Source organism: Hymenobacter miniatus, assembly GCF_016427455.1.
GTDB lineage: Bacteria > Bacteroidota > Bacteroidia > Cytophagales > Hymenobacteraceae > Hymenobacter > Hymenobacter armeniacus.
Map to the genome: position 1 here is coordinate 607,981 of NZ_JAELXR010000001.1, position 15,645 is coordinate 623,625.

Annotated in this window: 17 protein-coding genes; 9 read left to right on the forward strand and 8 right to left on the reverse strand. The window is 66.3% G+C overall.

Annotated features, from left to right (window positions below; genetic code table 11):
* The first annotated feature begins 89 nt into the window (after positions 1 to 89).
* Positions 90 to 947, forward strand: coding sequence for an oxidoreductase (locus JAO73_RS02640; protein ID WP_198975599.1), 858 nt, complete (start codon positions 90 to 92; stop codon positions 945 to 947).
* 277 nt (positions 948 to 1,224) lie between these two features.
* Complete coding sequence (locus JAO73_RS02645; RefSeq protein WP_198975600.1) at positions 1,225 to 2,049, forward strand: gluzincin family metallopeptidase; 825 nt, start codon at positions 1,225 to 1,227, stop codon at positions 2,047 to 2,049.
* Positions 2,050 to 2,206: 157 nt separating this feature from the next.
* On the opposite strand, the gene JAO73_RS02650 is transcribed toward JAO73_RS02645, so the two are convergent.
* Entirely contained in the window at positions 2,207 to 2,569 is a 363-nt protein-coding gene (locus JAO73_RS02650; RefSeq protein WP_198975601.1) for a winged helix-turn-helix transcriptional regulator, read from the reverse strand.
* Between the two features lie 233 nt (positions 2,570 to 2,802).
* On the opposite strand from JAO73_RS02650, the gene JAO73_RS02655 reads away from it, so the two are divergent.
* A complete protein-coding gene (locus JAO73_RS02655; protein WP_198975602.1) occupies positions 2,803 to 3,399 on the forward strand; it encodes an FMN-dependent NADH-azoreductase in 597 nt (198 codons plus the stop codon).
* Between the two features lie 341 nt (positions 3,400 to 3,740).
* Here the strand turns inward: JAO73_RS02655 and JAO73_RS02660 are convergent, their stop codons facing one another.
* Both JAO73_RS02660 and JAO73_RS02665 read right to left on the reverse strand, forming a co-directional pair.
* The gene (locus JAO73_RS02660) at positions 3,741 to 4,649 is read right to left on the reverse strand and encodes a helix-turn-helix domain-containing protein (protein ID WP_198975603.1); all 909 of its coding nucleotides are present in this window, start codon (positions 4,647 to 4,649) and stop codon (positions 3,741 to 3,743) included.
* A 9-nt stretch (positions 4,650 to 4,658) separates the two neighbouring features.
* A complete protein-coding gene (locus tag JAO73_RS02665) occupies positions 4,659 to 5,627 on the reverse strand; it encodes an NADP-dependent oxidoreductase (RefSeq protein ID WP_198975604.1) in 969 nt (322 codons plus the stop codon).
* A 67-nt stretch (positions 5,628 to 5,694) separates the two neighbouring features.
* Here JAO73_RS02665 and JAO73_RS02670 point away from each other — a divergent pair, with 67 nt between their 5' ends.
* The 3 genes from JAO73_RS02670 to JAO73_RS02680 all read left to right on the forward strand — a co-directional run bounded on the left by JAO73_RS02670 (position 5,695) and on the right by JAO73_RS02680 (position 6,899).
* Positions 5,695 to 6,000: a glycosyl-4,4'-diaponeurosporenoate acyltransferase CrtO family protein gene (locus JAO73_RS02670; RefSeq protein WP_198975605.1), complete on the forward strand. Its 306-nt coding sequence runs from the start codon at positions 5,695 to 5,697 to the stop codon at positions 5,998 to 6,000.
* Positions 6,001 to 6,031: 31 nt separating this feature from the next.
* Positions 6,032 to 6,256, forward strand: a complete 225-nt coding sequence (locus tag JAO73_RS02675) for a hypothetical protein (RefSeq protein ID WP_198975606.1) — start codon at positions 6,032 to 6,034, stop codon at positions 6,254 to 6,256.
* Positions 6,257 to 6,587: 331 nt separating this feature from the next.
* A complete protein-coding gene (locus JAO73_RS02680; protein ID WP_198975607.1) occupies positions 6,588 to 6,899 on the forward strand; it encodes a hypothetical protein in 312 nt (103 codons plus the stop codon).
* Positions 6,900 to 7,118: 219 nt separating this feature from the next.
* Here JAO73_RS02680 and JAO73_RS02685 read toward each other — a convergent pair whose 3' ends face one another.
* Together JAO73_RS02685 and JAO73_RS02690 are read right to left on the reverse strand one after the other, a co-directional pair.
* Positions 7,119 to 8,000 (reverse strand): SDR family oxidoreductase, encoded by an 882-nt coding sequence (locus JAO73_RS02685; RefSeq protein ID WP_198975608.1) that lies wholly within the window; start codon positions 7,998 to 8,000, stop codon positions 7,119 to 7,121.
* A gap of 97 nt (positions 8,001 to 8,097) precedes the next feature.
* Positions 8,098 to 9,009: a helix-turn-helix domain-containing protein gene (locus JAO73_RS02690; RefSeq protein WP_198975609.1), complete on the reverse strand. Its 912-nt coding sequence runs from the start codon at positions 9,007 to 9,009 to the stop codon at positions 8,098 to 8,100.
* 81 nt (positions 9,010 to 9,090) lie between these two features.
* On the opposite strand from JAO73_RS02690, the gene JAO73_RS23190 reads away from it, so the two are divergent.
* The gene (locus tag JAO73_RS23190) at positions 9,091 to 9,303 is read left to right on the forward strand and encodes a DUF3826 domain-containing protein (protein ID WP_198975610.1); all 213 of its coding nucleotides are present in this window, start codon (positions 9,091 to 9,093) and stop codon (positions 9,301 to 9,303) included.
* Positions 9,304 to 9,408: 105 nt separating this feature from the next.
* On the forward strand, positions 9,409 to 10,689 hold the full coding sequence (locus JAO73_RS02700) for a cation:proton antiporter (protein ID WP_198975611.1): 1,281 nt from the start codon (positions 9,409 to 9,411) through the stop codon (positions 10,687 to 10,689).
* A gap of 9 nt (positions 10,690 to 10,698) precedes the next feature.
* Here the strand turns inward: JAO73_RS02700 and JAO73_RS02705 are convergent, their stop codons facing one another.
* A complete protein-coding gene (locus JAO73_RS02705; protein WP_198975612.1) occupies positions 10,699 to 12,723 on the reverse strand; it encodes an ExeM/NucH family extracellular endonuclease in 2,025 nt (674 codons plus the stop codon).
* 222 nt (positions 12,724 to 12,945) lie between these two features.
* Between JAO73_RS02705 and JAO73_RS02710 the strand changes: the two genes are divergently transcribed.
* Positions 12,946 to 13,860 carry a DUF5694 domain-containing protein gene (locus JAO73_RS02710; RefSeq protein WP_198975613.1) on the forward strand — a complete coding sequence of 305 codons (915 nt, stop codon included), beginning with the start codon at positions 12,946 to 12,948 and terminating at the stop codon, positions 13,858 to 13,860.
* A 3-nt stretch (positions 13,861 to 13,863) separates the two neighbouring features.
* Here JAO73_RS02710 and JAO73_RS02715 read toward each other — a convergent pair whose 3' ends face one another.
* Together JAO73_RS02715 and JAO73_RS02720 are read right to left on the reverse strand one after the other, a co-directional pair.
* Entirely contained in the window at positions 13,864 to 14,841 is a 978-nt protein-coding gene (locus JAO73_RS02715; protein WP_198975614.1) for a hypothetical protein, read from the reverse strand.
* A 139-nt stretch (positions 14,842 to 14,980) separates the two neighbouring features.
* Positions 14,981 to 15,631, reverse strand: coding sequence for a helix-turn-helix domain-containing protein (locus JAO73_RS02720; protein ID WP_198975615.1), 651 nt, complete (start codon positions 15,629 to 15,631; stop codon positions 14,981 to 14,983).
* Between the last annotated feature and the right edge of the window lie 14 nt (positions 15,632 to 15,645).

Consider the following 15,645-nt stretch of genomic DNA (forward strand, 5'->3'; position numbering starts at 1 on the left):
TTGGTAAGCATCGGCTTGAATTTGGTAAGCCGACGCCCAGGGGGCTGCCGGACCTTTGCAGAGTCAATCAGCAACCCAACAACAATCCCATGGAAAAGCAACAAGTGTGGTTTATTACCGGCGCCTCCAAAGGCTTCGGGCTCGAACTGGTGAAGCAGCTGCGGCAGCAGGGCCACCGGGTAGCTGCCACCTCCCGCAACCTGGCCGAGCTGCGCCAGGCCGCCGGCCCCGAGGCCGCCGATTTTCTGCCCCTGGCCGTGGACCTGGCCAGCGAGGCCAGCGTGGGCGCGGCCATTGCGGCCACCGTGGCGCAGTTTGGCCGCCTCGACGTGGTGGCCAACAACGCGGGCTACGGCCAGCTCGGCAGCCTCGAAGAGCTGTCTGATGCCGAAGCCCGGGCCAATTTTGAGGTCAACGTGTTCGGCACGCTCAACGTGGTGCGGCAGGCCCTGCCGCAGCTGCGCCGGCAGCAGAGCGGGCACATCCTCAACTTCTCGTCCATTGCCGGCCTCTTCGGCAATTTCCCCGGCTGGGGCATCTACTGCGCCACCAAGTTTGCGGTGGAAGGGCTGTCGGAGTCGCTGGCGGCCGAGGTAGCGCCGTTCGGCGTGAAGGTGACGCTTGTGGAGCCCGGCTACTTCCGCACCAATTTCCTGGAATCCGGTTCGCTGCGCACGCCCGAAAACCAGCTCGATGAGTACACGCTGGTGCGGGAATCGGAAGCCGTGCACCTGCAGCAAATCAAAGGCAGCCAGCCCGGCGACCCGGTGAAGGCCGTGGCCGCCATCATCGCCGTGGCCGCGGCGCCCAACCCGCCCCTGCACCTGCTGCTGGGCCAGGACGCCTACGACATGGCGAATGTGAAAATCAAGGCCCTGCAGGATGACATGGCGCAGTGGAAGCACGTGACCGTGGCCACCGGCTTTGCCGAGACGGCCACCGCCTAGCCGCGTTGCGCGCCCGCATCGTACCCAGCCGCTTCTGTTTCGGGAGCGGCTGGTTCGTTTTTGGGGCAACTCACGCGGAATGAGGAGAAATGCTACGCATCGTTCAACCGCTGCGGCGCCGGGGGCGGGCAGGGGTGGGGAGCGAGACCAACGCTTTGCTAGCCACTGCGGTCCCGCGGGGACATTCCCCCAGTTCGATGCAGCGGTAGCCCGTTGAAAGTGTCCTTGTCCAACAGCTAATTTGGTCTGCGCTATGCGGGTTTGTGCACTCTGCTGCTTGTTGGGCTTAGCCGGGCTGCCCCGGCCGCAGAAACCAGCGGCGCCCGTCTCTTCAGCCGAAGAACGAGAGGCCCAGCGCCTCAGCACCGTGGCCCGGCAGGCTCCCCAGCACCCCGCCTTTACCTGGGTGCGGGCGCGTACTGCCCACTTCGAGGTGTATGCCGAAACCGCCTGCTACTCGGCTGCCGAAGTAGCGGCGCTGGGCACAAGGGCCGAAAACGCGGTGCGGGCCCACGCGGCGCTGTTGGGCACGCCGCCCATGCGCGACCGGGTGCCGCTGTTTTTTGTCTTGTCGCGGGCGCGGCTGAGGCAGCTCACCGGCTACCAGTGGGGCGGCTTTGTGACGCCGCACAACGACGCCGTGTTTTACGTGGCCACGCCCGAAGCCGGCCCGGCCCTCCGCCACGAGCTGATGCACCGGGTATCGCGGGCGGCCTGGGGGCTGGAGCCGGAGCCGTGGCTACGGGAAGGAGTGGCCACGTTTGGGGCGGGCCGCTGCGAGCGATACACGCTGCACGAAGCCGCCGCCAGCTTGCTGCGCGAGAAAAAGGCCGTGCCGTTGCGGCAGTTGGCGGCCCACTTCTACGACATCAACGACGTGGTGTCCTACTTGCAAAGCGGCAGCGTGGTGCAATTTGTGCGCGACACCTACGGCATCCAGGCCGTGCGTACGCTGTGGCGCGGTGGGCTGGCGCAGTCCCGGGCCGCCACGGGCTTGTCGGCCGAGGCGTTGGATGCCGCGTGGCGGGCATACATCCAACGGCCGGGATTCCACCCCCGCCCCGTGAATTGGGAGGCAATTCGCCGGAATGGGTGTGAGTAGTGGGGCCACCGAGCAGTAAACCCGGCAGAACAACGTGCTTAAAGCCTGTTCTTTTCGGTTTCTGGCAGCCGCGGCGGCCCCGGAGGTAGCAGGTTGGTTGTTGACACCTAAGCATCTTCAGTGGTGGCGGTGGCGTGGCGAGCGCAGGGGCCGGCCGCTACACCGATACCGCGTTGCCCGCTTCCAGGCGCTGTTGGTGCTGCGTGCCCCACGCTCTCAAGACCTCAATGACGGGGTCGAGCGTGCGCGCATAGGGCAAGACGTGGTATTCCACCACCACGGGCGGGCCGGGGTGCACCGTGCGGGCAATGAACTGATGGGCTTCCAAATCCTTCAACTCCTTGGCCAGCACCTTGGTGGAGATGCCCGGCACGGTGCGCTCCAGGCCGCGGAAATGCCGGGTGCCCGTGCTGAGTGCCACAATGATTTGGAGCTTCCACTTGCCGCTGATGACCAGCAGCGCGCTGCGCAGGGCCTGCATGGTGGGGGCGCATTGGGATAAGTTATGGGGCTGGGACATGGCAGCAGGAGCGGGATGAGAAGCGCGATAGGGCTGGTTACCTGTTGGTAATCAGGCTACCGCCGGGTAATCTGAAGTGGCGGCAAGGTACAAACAAAGGAACAGCTGATTACTTGAGGTAATCTGAATACCAAACAGCTTGCTTGGCTATTCAGTGGGCGGGCAGTCGTCCTGGGCCGGAGGGCCTGGGCTGCTGGCCCGCAGTTTATCACCTCCTTCATCCCCTTTTGTTTATGCAGATTCTGCAAATCATTTCCAGCGCCCGCGGGGCCGAGTCGTACAGCACGCGCCTCAGCCAGGGCATCATCGACAAGCTACTGGCCGCGCACCCCGGCAGCACCGTGGTGGTGCGCAACGTGGCCACCCACCCGTTTCCGCATCTTGAAGAAGCGCACCTGCAGGCCTACTTCACGCCTGCCGAAGGCCGCTCGCCCGAGCAGCAGGAAGCCGTGCGGCACTCCGACGAAGCCATTGCCCAGGTAATGGCCGCCGATGTCCTCGTGGTGGGCGTGCCGTTCTACAATTTCAGCATTCCCTCCTCGCTCAAGTCGTGGCTCGACCACCTCACGCGGGCCGGCGTCACGTTCCGCTACACGCCCAGCGGCCCCGAGGGCCTCATCAAGGGCAAGAAGGTATACCTGGCCGTGGCCAGCGGCGGCATCTACTCCGAAGGGCCCATGCAGGCCTACGATTTTGCCGCGCCCTACTTGCGCACGGTGTTTGGCTTCCTGGGCCTCACCGACGTAACCGTGGCCCGCGCCGAAGGCGTGAAGCTGCCAGATGTTGAACCCACGGCCTTGCAGAAAGGCCTCGATAGCATAGCGGCCTAAGACCGGCTGGGCCGCGCGGCATGCGCGGGGCATCCACAAATAGTCCCAGCAGGGGCCCCAGCCAAGGGGCCCCTGCTGGGACTATTTTGTGCCGGTAGCTACGCCTATTTCCCCATAGCCCGTGGGCAGAAGTGGCCATAGTGCGGGAGGCAGGTTTGGTGGCTGCTGATGCTTCATCGGCAACCGGAGAGCCGGAGCCATTGAAATTGTCTGCTCGAATCCACGGAAGCGGATGCCAGAGAAGTACCGCAGTACCAACATCAAGCCGCTAGCGCGCCGGGGCAGCTGAGGCAGGAGCCGTGGGGCGATGGTGGCGCGGGCCGCGGGCCTGCACCGTCTGCTCAATTAAACGAGGCCCGAAATTCCAGCGGCGAGAGGCTGGTTTTGGTCTTGAACAGCTTGCTGAACGACTGCAGGTGCTCAAACCCCAGCCCGTAGGCAATTTCGCTCACGGTGAGGGTGGTGGTGGAAAGCTTTTCCTTGGCCTTGGCAATGAGAGCGGCGTGGATGTGCTGCTGGGTGTTTTGCCCGGTGAGCACGCGCAGCAGGTTGCCGAGGTACTTGGGCGAGAGGCGCAGGCTATCGGCCACGTACTGCACGGTGGGCAGGCCTTGCTCCACCAAATCGGGGCTGTTGAAGTGCGCGTGGAGCAGGGTTTCGAGGCGTTCGAGTACTTCGTGGTTGGCCTTTTCGCGGGTCAGGAACTGGCGGTTGTAGAACCGGTCGGCGTAGTGCAGCAGGCTTTCGAGGTGCGACACGATAATCTGCTTGCTGAACCGGTCGATGGTGGAGGCATATTCCTGCGCAATGGCGAAGACGAGGTTCAGAATCGCCGCCTCTTCTTTGGCCGACAAGAACAGCGCCTCCTTGAGCGAATAGTCCCAAAAATCGTACTGCTGGATGGTTTTGGCCAGCGACGTGTTCCACAGAAAATCGGGGTGGAGGTACACCACCCACCCCGATTTTTCGACTTCTTCGGCATCATCGGCCACGGCCATGCTGAACACTTGGTTGGGCGCCATGAACGAGAGCACGCCTTCGTTGAAATCAAACGAATGCTGCCCGTATTTCATCTGCACATGGCGCATGCGCTTGATGGAAATGGAGTAGAAATCGAAGACCATGCTCGTGGGCTCCGGGCCGTAGCGGTGCGGCACGGTGCCCACGTCCACCACGCTCAGCAGCGGATGCTGGGGCTTGGGCAGCTGCACAAACTCGTGGAATTCGCTGATGGTGCGGAAGCGCTTCATGCCGATTTGCTATTCGTTGCCGGGGCCAATTTCCAGCACCAGCTTGCCTTGTACGTGCCAGGTCTGGCTTTCGCGGTGGGCGTCGGCCACCTGCGCCAGCGGGTACACCCGGCTGATGACCACCTGCACCCGGCCCGCGTCAATGAGCTCGGCGATTTCCTGCAGCCAATCCTGCCGGGGCTGGTTGGGGGCCAGCGCGCCGGTGGCCTGCTGCCGGGCCAGGGCTGCCTGCATGGCCTCGTCGAAGGGAAAGTCGACGTTGACGCTCACGAAAATGCCGCCGGGCTTCAACACGCGCACGATGTTGGCGCGGGCGGCATTGTCGCGCAGGGGCGAGGCTTCGAGCACCACGTCCACGTCGTGCACCAAGTCTTCCACTGCCTGGCTGCGGTAGTCAAGGGCCTCATCGGCGCCCAGCTGCCGCACGTAGCCCAGGTTGCCCGCCGAGGCCGTGCCGATGACGTAGGCCCCCTTGGCCTTGGCAAACTGCACCGCGAAACCGCCTACGCCCCCCGACGCCCCCTGAATGAGGACGCGCTGGCCGGCTTGCAGCTGCCCGTGCCCGAAGAGGCCGGTCCAGGCCGTGAGGCCCGCCAGCGGCACCCCGGCCGCTTCGATGAAGCGCAGGCTGTCCGGCTTGCGGGCAAACTGGCTGGCTTTGGCCGCGCAGTACTCGGCGTAGCTGCCGTTGCCGGGGAAGTTGGGCACGCCGTACACGGCATCGCCCACTTGGAAGCCGCTGACGTCGCGGCCCACTTCTTCCACCACGCCGGCCGCGTCCCAGCCCAGGGTGAGCGGCAGGGTGAGAAAGGCCCGCAGGGCGTCGTTGCCGCCTTCGCGCACCACCCAGTCCACCGGGTTGACGCCGCTGGCGTGCACTTTGACGAGGATTTCATCGGCCGCCGGCACGGGGCGCGCGGCTTCTTCCACTTGCAGCACCTCCGGGCCGCCAAATGCATGAATTCTTACTGCTTTCATCAGAAAACGGGTTCGATTAGTTGATGCAACAAAGGTCCCGGCTGGCGGGGCTGCGCGTTTAACCGAAATGCCTTTTGTTTCAATCGAAATGCCGGACGGCGGCCTCGTAAACCGGTTCATCCGGCGCCGGTACCCGGCCTACCGGCATGTGCGCTCGCGGGCCGGGCTGGCCGCGTTGGTGCGCGGTGCCTACCATCAGGAGCGGCTTCATTTGGTGTTGTTGCTGTTTTACGGGTTTGCCAGCGGGTATGCGGCGGTTCAGGGGCAGGCGGGCTGGTGCGGGCTTTTTATCTTCACCAACGTGGGGTATAATCTGTACCCGATGTGGCTGCAACAATACCTCCGGCTGCGCGTGGCGCCCAAGGCGCCGTAGCCGCGGGTTTGTTTTTGGGGTAGCTTGCGGCATGAATAAAGCCGTTGGGGTGCGCGATTTGCTTCGTGCTTATCTGCCGGCCCTGCTGCTCCCGGCTGCGGCAGCCGCGCAGGCACCCGCCATCAACCCCGACACGGCCGCGCAGCGGCTGGGCACCCGGTTCGTAACGGCTGGGGACCACGTGGGCTTGTCCATCGGACTAATTGACCACGGCCGAACCTGTTTCTACAACTGCAGTACCCGGAGTTGTTTTTGAGCGAAGACTACGTAAGCTCCTGGGGCTAGGGCTTGCTGCGGCAAGCGCAGCAGCGCGAAGCCATCGGGGTGTTTCAGCTGAACGCGGGCCTCTACTCGGCAGCGCCAACACCTACAACCGCCTGGCCGAAGCCTACGAGGCCATCGGCGAGCGGGAGCTGGCCATCCAGAACTACCGCCGCTCCCCGGCGTTGAATCCGGCCAACGACAACGCCGCGGAGCACCTGAAGAAGCTAGGCGCCGGCCGCAACCGAGGACAGTTGGCTCTGCCCGCACCCGGGGCGGCGCCGCCCGTATATTTGGTTTCCACTCCTCCTTCCCCGCCCCGCGCCATGCCCAAAATTCTGCTGAGTCTCATTTTCACCGTGCTGGTGTCGGTGGCCGCCTACGCCACCCCGCCGAGCGTGGTGGTGATACAAACCACCGGGCTGAACGACCACATCACCGTCACGCGCGGGGCCGGCAAAACCGAAGTCGTGAAGCCCACCTCGGCGCTCGACCCCAACAAACACGCCCGAATCGAACAGTTTCAGGCGCTGTTGGCCGGCCTCTACGCCGAGGGCTACACCATCCAGAGCACCACGGTGGCAAACATGGCCGCCCCCGGCAGCTACGTCACAACGTATGTGCTGGTGAAGCCCTGAAGCCGCCAGCGCTGCGCCCTATCGCCGGGCTGGGCGGCGCGCCTCAGTCCGGCGATAGGGGCGGGCCCACCAGCATCATGCCGTGCTGCTGCATGAGGATGGCCGTTGCTTTGGGAGGAGTGAGGATGCCAAAAGCAGGTTAATGCACGCGCCTTGCTCTTACAGCAAAACGCCCCGGAACGGTTGTTCCAGGGCGTTTCACATGCGCTTTGGCTACTGTTATGCATCGAAGTAGTGGCCCTGCTCGAGGTCGGGCAGGAGTCCGGGGTGTTCGGGGCGCCAATTGAGCCGCTGCTGGGTGAGGGCGTTGGAGGCCGACAGGTCCAGCCCGGCGAAGCGGGCCATCCAGCCGAAATGGTCGGCGGCTTCTTCCGCTGATTTCGATACCACGGGCACGTTCAAGTGGCGGCCGATGACGGCGGCCAGGTCGCGGAAGGCAATGCCTTCGTCGGCCACGCCGTGGTAGCGGGCACCGGCCGGCCCATTTTCCAGGGCCAGCCGGAACAGGCGGGCCGCGTCGAGGCGATGCACCGCCGGCCAGCGGTTCAGGCCTTCGCCGATGTAGGCGGCCGCGCCCTTCTGGCGCGCCACCTGAATGAGGTAGGGCACGAAGCCGTGGTCGCCGCGGTCGTGCACCGACGCGGCCAGCCGCACCACCATGGCCCGCACGCCCTGCGGCACCAGGGCCAACGCCGCCCGCTCCGACGCGCGCGCAAACTCGCCCGGCACGTCGTCCTCGGTGGCCAGGTGGTCGGCGGGGAAGCCGGCCAGGCCCGAGGTCACGACCAAGGGGCGGTTGGAACCCGCCAGCACGCCGCCCAGCGCCGCAATGGCGTGCTGGTCGGTGGCCGCGGCGGCCTGGTACTGCGAGAAGTCGTGGTTGAAGGCCAGGTGAATAACGCCGTCGGCCGCCGCCGCGCCGCGCTTGAGGCTGTCGAGGTCGTTGAGGTCGCCGCGCAGGGCGGCGGCCCCCGCGGCCGCTATGGCTTGCGCCGCGGCATCGGAGCGGGCCAGGCCGGTTACTTGGTGGCCGGCCTGCTGTAGCTCGCGCACCACGGCCGAACCCACGAAGCCCGACGCGCCCGTGACAAAAACTTTCATAGAATGGTCTGCTTTGCGGTGATGGAAAATTCCTGCGCAAAGGTCCGGCCGCCGGGAGAAGCCGGCGTTGCGCGCCGCAAACCATCTGCTGTATAAATCAAACCGCAGCGGCGGTGCGGAAGTCGCCGGGGGCCACGCCCGTTTGGCGCTTGAAAAAGTGGCAGAAGTGGGCCGTGTCGGTGAAGCCCAGGCTGTCGGCAATTTCGGCCACGGTCCAGCTCGACTGCTTGAGCAGCTGCCGGGCTTCCTGGGCCGTGCGGCTGGCCAGCAGGGCCGTGGTGGTGTAGCCGGTGGCCTCCTTCAGCACACGGTTGAGGTGGTTGACGTGCACGGCCAGGGCGTTGGCGTAGTCGCGGGCCGTGCGCAGGGCCAGCTGCTGCCGCGGGGCCGCCAGCGGAAACTGTCGCTCCAGCAGCTCGGCAAACTGAGCGGCCAGCCGGCCCGCGGCGGTGGGCGCGGGCAGGGGCACCAGGTCGGGCCGCAGCTTCTGGCCGTAGTAAATCAGTTCGAGCAGGTAGGCGCGCAGCAGCTCGGTACTGTAGGTGTAGCCGGAGCCGACTTCGCGGCGCATCTTCTCAAAAATGGCTTCGATGGCGGCGTACTCGTCTTCGCTCAGCTCCAGCACCGGGCAGGCCGCGGGCCCGAACACGGGCAGCTCCTCCAGGACAACACCGCCTTTCACGGGCAGCAGAAACTCGTCGGTGAACAGGCAGAGGTAGCCGGTTTGGTGGGCGTTGTGGGGGTGCCAGCGGTAGGGCACCCGCGAGGTGGCAAACCACAGGGCCGGCCCGTTCAGCTCCAGCTCCCGGTCGGCGTATTCCACGCGGCTTTGCCCGCGCACGAGGCTGATTTTGTAGAACGGCCGGCGGTCGAAGCCCATCGGTGGGCGGTTGCCGAAGTCCACCATGAGGTCGGCCACGTCAAACACCTTAAACTGGCCGGTGGCGCGCAAGCCCGAGGGCCCGGGCTTTGCGGCGGGGTAGAACTCCTGAAAAAGGGCGGTGGACATGGCGTGCGGATGTATAAATCAAAGATAAGCGCACGCCCGCAGCCGAAGACCGGACGAATCATTGCCTGCCCGGGCCGGAAGGTGAAACAGGCCCGCGAGCAAGCCACCGACTTTAAGAGCATGAAGGGAATATCGGCGGTGTTTAAAATCTATAAAACCCAAAACGAGGACTGCCTGAATACCTACGGCCGCAACTGGCGCGAGCTGTTCAAGGCCTACGTGGACGCGGCCAACGCCCGGAAAGCGGCTGGCAAAGCCAGAGCCGGGACGCCGGCCGCCGCGCCCCCGAAGTAGCTCGGGCCCGGCCTTGGGGGCGCTGGTGCCGTATGACGGAGGCACCATCCTTGCCGGTTGGCGTCGGCCCCCGTCCCTGCGGGGGCTGGCGGCCGGTTTTCGCTCATGCCCTACTACACCATTGCGCTGCTGCTGCTCGGGGTTGCCATTTTGGGGGTGGCCTGGCTGCCGTCGCTGCTGGAGAAATACCCGCTTTCGTACCCCATTCTCTACATTCTGCTGGGGCTGGGCGTGTGCAGCTTGCCCCTGCACCTGCCCGCGGCCGACCCGCAGCAGCACAAGGCCCTGGTGACGCACCTCTCCGAGCTGTGCGTGATTGTGGCCCTCACGGGCACGGGGCTGAAGATTGACCGGCCGTTTTCCTTTCGGGCTTGGCGCTCGCCGCTGCTGCTGGTGCTCGTGCTCATGGTGCTCACCATTGCCGGGCTGGCGGTGGCGGGCCACTGGCTGGTGGGGCTGGCGCCGGCCTCGGCGGTGCTGCTGGCGGCCGCGCTGGCGCCCACCGACCCCGTGCTAGCCGGCGACGTGCAGGTGGGCGACCCCGGCGAAGGCCGCGAAGACAACGTGCGCTTCGCCCTCACCGGCGAGGCCGGCCTGAACGACGGCCTGGCGTTTCCCTTCGTGTACCTGGCGCTGGCGCTGCTGCCCGCGGCCGCGCCGCTGGGCGCGCGGCTGCTGCACTGGCTGTGGCTGGACGTGGGCTACCGCATCGGGGCGGGCGTACTCATGGGCTGGCTCTCGGGCCGGGTGCTGGCCTACCTGATTTTCAACCTGCCCAAGCGCGTCAGCATCAAGACCGAAGGCTACGGGTTTGTGGCGCTGGCCGTCACGCTCACGTCCTACGCCGTCACGGAGCTGCTGCACGGCTACGGGTTTCTGGCCGTGTTCATTGCGGCCATCACGCTGCGCAGCCGGGAGCGCAAGCACGAGTACCACCGCCAGATGCACGCCTTCACCGACCAGATGGAGCGGCTGTTCATCGTGGTGATTCTGCTGCTGCTGGGCGCCGCCATTGCCGATGGCCTGCTGCGCGCCCTCACCTGGCAGGGCGCGGCGCTGGGCCTGCTGCTGGTGCTGGTGCTGCGGCCGCTGGGCGGCATGCTCACGCTCATTCGTTCCAAGCGCATCAACCTGGCCGAGCGGGCCGTGATTTCCTTTTTCGGTATTCGCGGCATCGGCTCGGTGTTTTACGTGGCCTATGCCCTGGGCGAGGCCGATTTTCCGCAGGCCCGCCAAATCTGGGCGGTGCTGGCCTTCACCATGCTGCTGTCCATCACGCTGCACGGCATCTTGGCCACGCCCGTCATGAACTGGCTGGACCGCCGCCACGGCCGCAAAACCCAAACCGAGCTGACCGAGGCCACCGCCGAAGCCACGGCGGAGTAGGGGCCGGGCCTATTCCTTCATCACCCGCCGGGTTTGCCGAAAGTTGGTGCCGCGCAGCGTCAGCACGTAGATGCCCGGCGCCAGGTGGGCCGTGTATTCGCGCAGCTGGCTTTGCAGCGCCTCCGGCGTGCCGGCCAGGGAAAGTAGCCGCGGGCCCTGCGGCAAGGAAAAATCGAGGGTGAGGCGGCCGGCGCGGGCCGGCACATCGGCCAGGGTGAAGGGCACTTCGCCCGCCGGCGGGTTGGGGTACACAAACAAGCGCGAGGTGGGCCGCGAGGTGGCCGCGTAGCTGATGCCCGAGAAATTAACCCCAATCAGCACCGGGTCGTGGTCCGACGACCGGAAGGGGGTGTTGATGTCGGTGGCCGCGCCGGCGTTGGCGTATTCCAGCACGCTGGGCTCGGCCGAATTGATATGCCACTTCTGCACGTCGACGAAGCCCACGAGGTTGCTGGTCACCACGGCGTGGTCGAGCGAGCCCGTGAGGCCCTTGAACACGTAGGACGCGCTGGTGGGTGGCGTGGCCGGCACCAGCCCGGCCGCGCGCATGATGTCGATGGGGTCTTCCTCGTAGTTGGCGTTGTAGTCGCCGGCGCTCACCACGCGGGCCGCCCCGGCCGGAATCATCTTCTGCTGAATGAACTGCACCAGCGCCGCCGCCTGGGCCTTGCGGCGGGCGTTGGAGCCGCCCTGGCCGTCGTTCTGGTCGGCGTCAGCGCCCTTGCCGCTGCCCTTGCTCTTGAAGTGGTTGATGACGAAGCCCAGCGTATCGGGCCGCTCCTTGCGCTTGGTGATGAAAATCTGGCCCAGCGGCGGGCGCTCGAACACGCCCGGCGCGGTGAAGAGCTGCGGCGGCCCCAGCGGCGCCAGCACCGCCGGCTTGTAGAGAATGGCGCAGTGAATGAGGTCGGTGTTGTTGGGCTGGTGGTTAGCGTCGCCGTCGTTCACAAAAATGTAGGTGCCCTTGCCCATCACCTGGTTCAGGCCGTCCACCAGGTCCTGAATGGCGGAGGTAGAGCCGTTGCCGTCATTCTCAATCTCGGTGAGGCCCACCACGTCGGCGTTCATCTGGCTGAGGGCCAGAATAATTTTGGCGCGCTGCCGGGCAAAGTCCGCGGCCGTTTTGGCCCCGCGCGGCGTGGGAAAGCCGCCACCTTCGCCGTCGCCGTTGAAGTAGTTGAGCACGTTGAAGCTGGCCAGCTTCAGGTCGAGCTTGCCAAACACCGGCGGGCCCTTGGGCCGCGAGGTGCGCACCACCGGCGCGGCCTCGTCCGGCAGCGGCTGCACGCGCCACTTGCCAAAGCCGTAGCCCAGAATGCCGCGCAGGCCCGTGAGGGTGCTGCCCACGCGCACGGTGCCGGTGTTGGGGTCGAGGTAGGGGGTGGGCGAGGGGTTGTTGGCCGAGCTGCCGTCGTCGAGCACGAGGCACTTGTTTTCGTTGGCGGTTTGGTAGGCGTTCACGGCGGCCACGTTGCTGCGGCCGCTGCTGTGGGTGCCGGTGGCGGGGTCGTCGTTGGGGTCGATGAACTGCGTGGGCTGGTAGGCCAGGCCCTGGGCCGAGAGCGTGAGCTCGCCGCGCTGCTTGAGGCTGTAGTTGTCGACCACCGTCATGGCGTCTGAAAACTGCACGCGCATGCCCTCGTAGCGCTCGGCGTCGGGGGCCGAAAAGTCGGCGTTGCGGATGGTGACGAACGCCGGCAGGGCCTGGCCCGAGGCCAGCACCGTGATGTTCGGCTCCGTCAGCACGGCTTGGTTGAAGGAGGGCGCGCCGGCATTCTCGCGCACCGTGCCGCTGATGCGCACCCGGTCGCCGAGGCGGACGGTGGGCGCGGCCGCCACCACAAACAGGGCGTCCGAAGTGGCGGGGTTGCCGTCGGCGGTGGCTTTGTCGTCCTGCACGTAGAAGCCGGCCGGGTTCAGGCCCGCGTACACGCCCGTCACCACGGCCTCGACGGTGTAGGTGCCGGCTTTGGCGCTGGCGCCGCTGCCCTGAATGGTGCCAATGGAAGTGGCGCTGGCCGCCCTGGCGCCCATTAGTAACCCTGCGAAAAGGACGAGCTTACCGCGCATGTAGAAGAATCAAAAGGAGGTGGAAAGGGCGCTAAAGATATTACCGCCGGCCCCGCCACGCTTGCGCGCCCGGAAACGCAGCGCTTGCGGCGGGGGCGCGAGGCGATAAATTCCGCCGCACTGCCAAGCAACCGGCGTTGGGCATTCGGCTACCTTTGGTCGCTTCTACCACCTTTCTCGCCTCGCATGAAATTCTTCGGCCGCCTCGACCGACACTTCTCATTCGGCTGCTGCAGCCTGCTCCTGGCCCTTGCGGCCTGCACCGCTTCCAAAGCCCCATCCGCGACTGCGGGCACTGACACTTCGGCCCCCGTATCCATCCTGCTGTTGGGCTCCAACCACCTGGCCCAGCTGTACAAAGCCAACAACCCCAATTCCGACGTGCTCACGCCCCGCCGCCAAGCCGAGCTTTCGGCCATGTGCGACCAGCTGCAGCGCTACCGGCCCGACGGCATCCTGGTGGAGGAAGTGCCCGAAAAACAGGGCCGCCTCGACAGCCTCTACCGCCTCTACCGGCAAGACAAGCTGGACCTGAACACCATGCCCGGCGGGCGCAACGAAATCTACCAGGTCGGCTTTGTGCTGGCCAAGCGCCTCGGCCTGCCCGGCGTGCACTGCGTGAACGCGCCCGGCGGCACGTCCCAAAGCATTCTGAGCGAAGGGCAAAACATCGGGCTCTACGAGCAGGCCACCACGGAATGGCGGGCGTTCGGCGCCCGCACCATCGACCAGCCGCTGCTGGCCGGCGCCACCACCATGAGCCAGTACTACCGGGCCATGAACGAGCCGGCCACCGTGCAGCGCCTGCACACGCTGGTGTACCGCACGCCGGCCCGCGTCACCAACGGCACCCTCAAGCCCGACCCCATGGTCGACGCCGCTTTCATCAACCCCAAGTACGTGGGCGCGGAGTTTATCTCGGTGTTTTTCAACCGCGACCTGAAGGTGTACTCCAACGTCGTGACCACCCAACTGGCCACCCGCCAGCACCGCCAGCTGCTCATCATGGGCCTGCGGCACGTGGGCTCGCTGCACGGCATTTTCAGCACCGACCCCGCCTACCAGGTGGTGGCCGCCAACGACTACCTCAGCCGCCGCTGAGGCTCAGGGCCGCACCAGCCCGAAACGGCCGCCCTGTACATCGAGCACCACGGCGCGCTGGCTGAAGGGCTCGTTGCCCAGCATGCCGCCCATGCCCGAAAAGCGCATCAGCAGATTTTGGGTGAAGCTGGTGCCCGTCATGTGGCTCACGGTGCCCAGCGGCAGCGTGGCGGCGCCCAACTGCACGGCGGCAGCCGTGGGGGCGGTATAGGACGTGAGCGGCCGGCCCCACGAGCTGGTCGCCTGGGTGCGCACGGGGGCGCCGGGCCGGGCCAGTTTCTGCCATTCGCCCTCGCTGGTGAGCAGGGCAAAAGCGCTGGTGCCCGTGTCGAAGAACAGCTTGCGCGGCTCGCCTTGCAGCCCGGCCGTGAACACCGGCCGGCGGCTGTCGAAGGCCAGCGGCACGAAGTCGGTGCGCTGGGCCAAGCTGTCGGGCACGGCGGGCAGCAGGCTGAAACGCTGGCGGGCGTAGTCGAGCACCAGCGCGCGGCCTTCCAACACGTCGCCTCCCAGCGTGCCGATGATGAAGGGCGCGAGGCTGTCGGCGGGCAGCGCGGCGGCGCCCAGGTCGCGCGTCTTCACCCAGTGCGCGCGCACCTGGCTTTGGCCGAGGCCGAAGCGGAAGTCGCGCAGGGTGTCGCCGTGCAGGGCCAGGGCCGGGCGCAGCGCCGGGTAGCGGGCCTGCAGCGCCGCCAGCGGCCGGGCGTAGAGCACCGAATAGGGCGCGCCCGTGTCGAACTGCAGGTAGCACGTGCGCGGGCAGTTGGGCAGGCGCACGGGCACCAGCACGGCGGCGTGCGGCATGGCCCGGCCGGCGGCGGTGTCGGCCAGCCAGGCGAAGGGCGTGGCGGCCGGCAGCCCCGACACCACCAGCTGGTTGGCCGGCGGCAGAAATTGCTGGCGAAAGTAGAAATAGCCGCCGATGCTGCTCAGCACGAACAGCGCTAGCACGGCCAGCAGGATTTTGAAAATGGGTTTCATGACGCAGAAAAAAGGAGTGGCTTAGCTGCGTCAAAAGTATCTGGAGCTACTGCTAAAGTCGGGCGTCATTACCCCGTCATTTTGCCGCCACTTGGGGCAAGGTGCTGGTAGTGAAGGCGAATTAATTGGCGCCCGCCGCCTACAGCCGGTAGCGGTACACGTCGAAATTGCCCCGCCGCAGCTGCGCGCTGTAGTACACGACGGTGGCCACGTTGGCCGCGTAGGTGCCAATCAGGGCCGTGAGCCAGAGCTCGGGCAGGGGCGTGTGGTAGCGCCGGTACAATATCAGCTGCGCAGCCAGCGCCAGCAGCACCAGAAAGAAAGTGGCCACCTGCCACAGCAGCTGAAAGCCCAGCACCCGGCGGCCCAGCTCGGCCACGTGGGCCGTGGTGTGGCGGCGGGCGCGCCACAGCAGCCAGGGCACCACCAGGTTCAGCAACGGCAGCACCAGGAAACTCAGGGCGCTCAGGTTGAGCAGCTGCAGGTAGTCGGGGTTGGAGGGCAGCGCGGTGGTAGTGCTCACGGGCTGGGCCAGGGTGGGCACCGGCCCCGGCAGGGTTTCAGCGGGCGTTGGGGCTGCGGGGGGTGGAGGCTCGGCGTGCAGGGCTTCGAGCGGCACGCTCAGGGCGGCGGCCAGGGCCTGCACGGTGTAGCCGCGCGGCACGGTGGCGCCCTGCTCCACCCGCTGAATGGTGCGCAGGCTCACGCCCGACTGCTCCGCCAGTACTTCTTGCGACAAGCCCTTGCTTTTGCGAAGGGCCAGAATGCGGGCACCGGAAAACTCGGACATGTAGGTAACAACAG

Excerpts from the sequence above, each read along its gene's own strand:
- JAO73_RS02710 (WP_198975613.1), top strand. The coding sequence starts at position 12,946 with ATGAAATTCTTCGGCCGCCTCGACCGACACTTCTCATTCGGCTGCTGC.
- JAO73_RS02715 (WP_198975614.1), bottom strand. The coding sequence starts at position 14,841 with ATGAAACCCATTTTCAAAATCCTGCTGGCCGTGCTAGCGCTGTTCGTG.
- JAO73_RS02690 (WP_198975609.1), bottom strand. The coding sequence starts at position 9,009 with ATGTCCACCGCCCTTTTTCAGGAGTTCTACCCCGCCGCAAAGCCCGGG.
- JAO73_RS02655 (WP_198975602.1), top strand. The coding sequence starts at position 2,803 with ATGCAGATTCTGCAAATCATTTCCAGCGCCCGCGGGGCCGAGTCGTAC.
- JAO73_RS02680 (WP_198975607.1), top strand. The coding sequence starts at position 6,588 with ATGCCCAAAATTCTGCTGAGTCTCATTTTCACCGTGCTGGTGTCGGTG.
- JAO73_RS02675 (WP_198975606.1), top strand. The coding sequence starts at position 6,032 with ATGAATAAAGCCGTTGGGGTGCGCGATTTGCTTCGTGCTTATCTGCCG.
- JAO73_RS02665 (WP_198975604.1), bottom strand. The coding sequence starts at position 5,627 with ATGAAAGCAGTAAGAATTCATGCATTTGGCGGCCCGGAGGTGCTGCAA.
- JAO73_RS02700 (WP_198975611.1), top strand. The coding sequence starts at position 9,409 with ATGCCCTACTACACCATTGCGCTGCTGCTGCTCGGGGTTGCCATTTTG.
- JAO73_RS02720 (WP_198975615.1), bottom strand. The coding sequence starts at position 15,631 with ATGTCCGAGTTTTCCGGTGCCCGCATTCTGGCCCTTCGCAAAAGCAAG.
- JAO73_RS02670 (WP_198975605.1), top strand. The coding sequence starts at position 5,695 with ATGCCTTTTGTTTCAATCGAAATGCCGGACGGCGGCCTCGTAAACCGG.
- JAO73_RS02660 (WP_198975603.1), bottom strand. The coding sequence starts at position 4,649 with ATGAAGCGCTTCCGCACCATCAGCGAATTCCACGAGTTTGTGCAGCTG.
- JAO73_RS02640 (WP_198975599.1), top strand. The coding sequence starts at position 90 with ATGGAAAAGCAACAAGTGTGGTTTATTACCGGCGCCTCCAAAGGCTTC.
- JAO73_RS02685 (WP_198975608.1), bottom strand. The coding sequence starts at position 8,000 with ATGAAAGTTTTTGTCACGGGCGCGTCGGGCTTCGTGGGTTCGGCCGTG.
- JAO73_RS02705 (WP_198975612.1), bottom strand. The coding sequence starts at position 12,723 with ATGGGCGCCAGGGCGGCCAGCGCCACTTCCATTGGCACCATTCAGGGC.
- JAO73_RS02650 (WP_198975601.1), bottom strand. The coding sequence starts at position 2,569 with ATGTCCCAGCCCCATAACTTATCCCAATGCGCCCCCACCATGCAGGCC.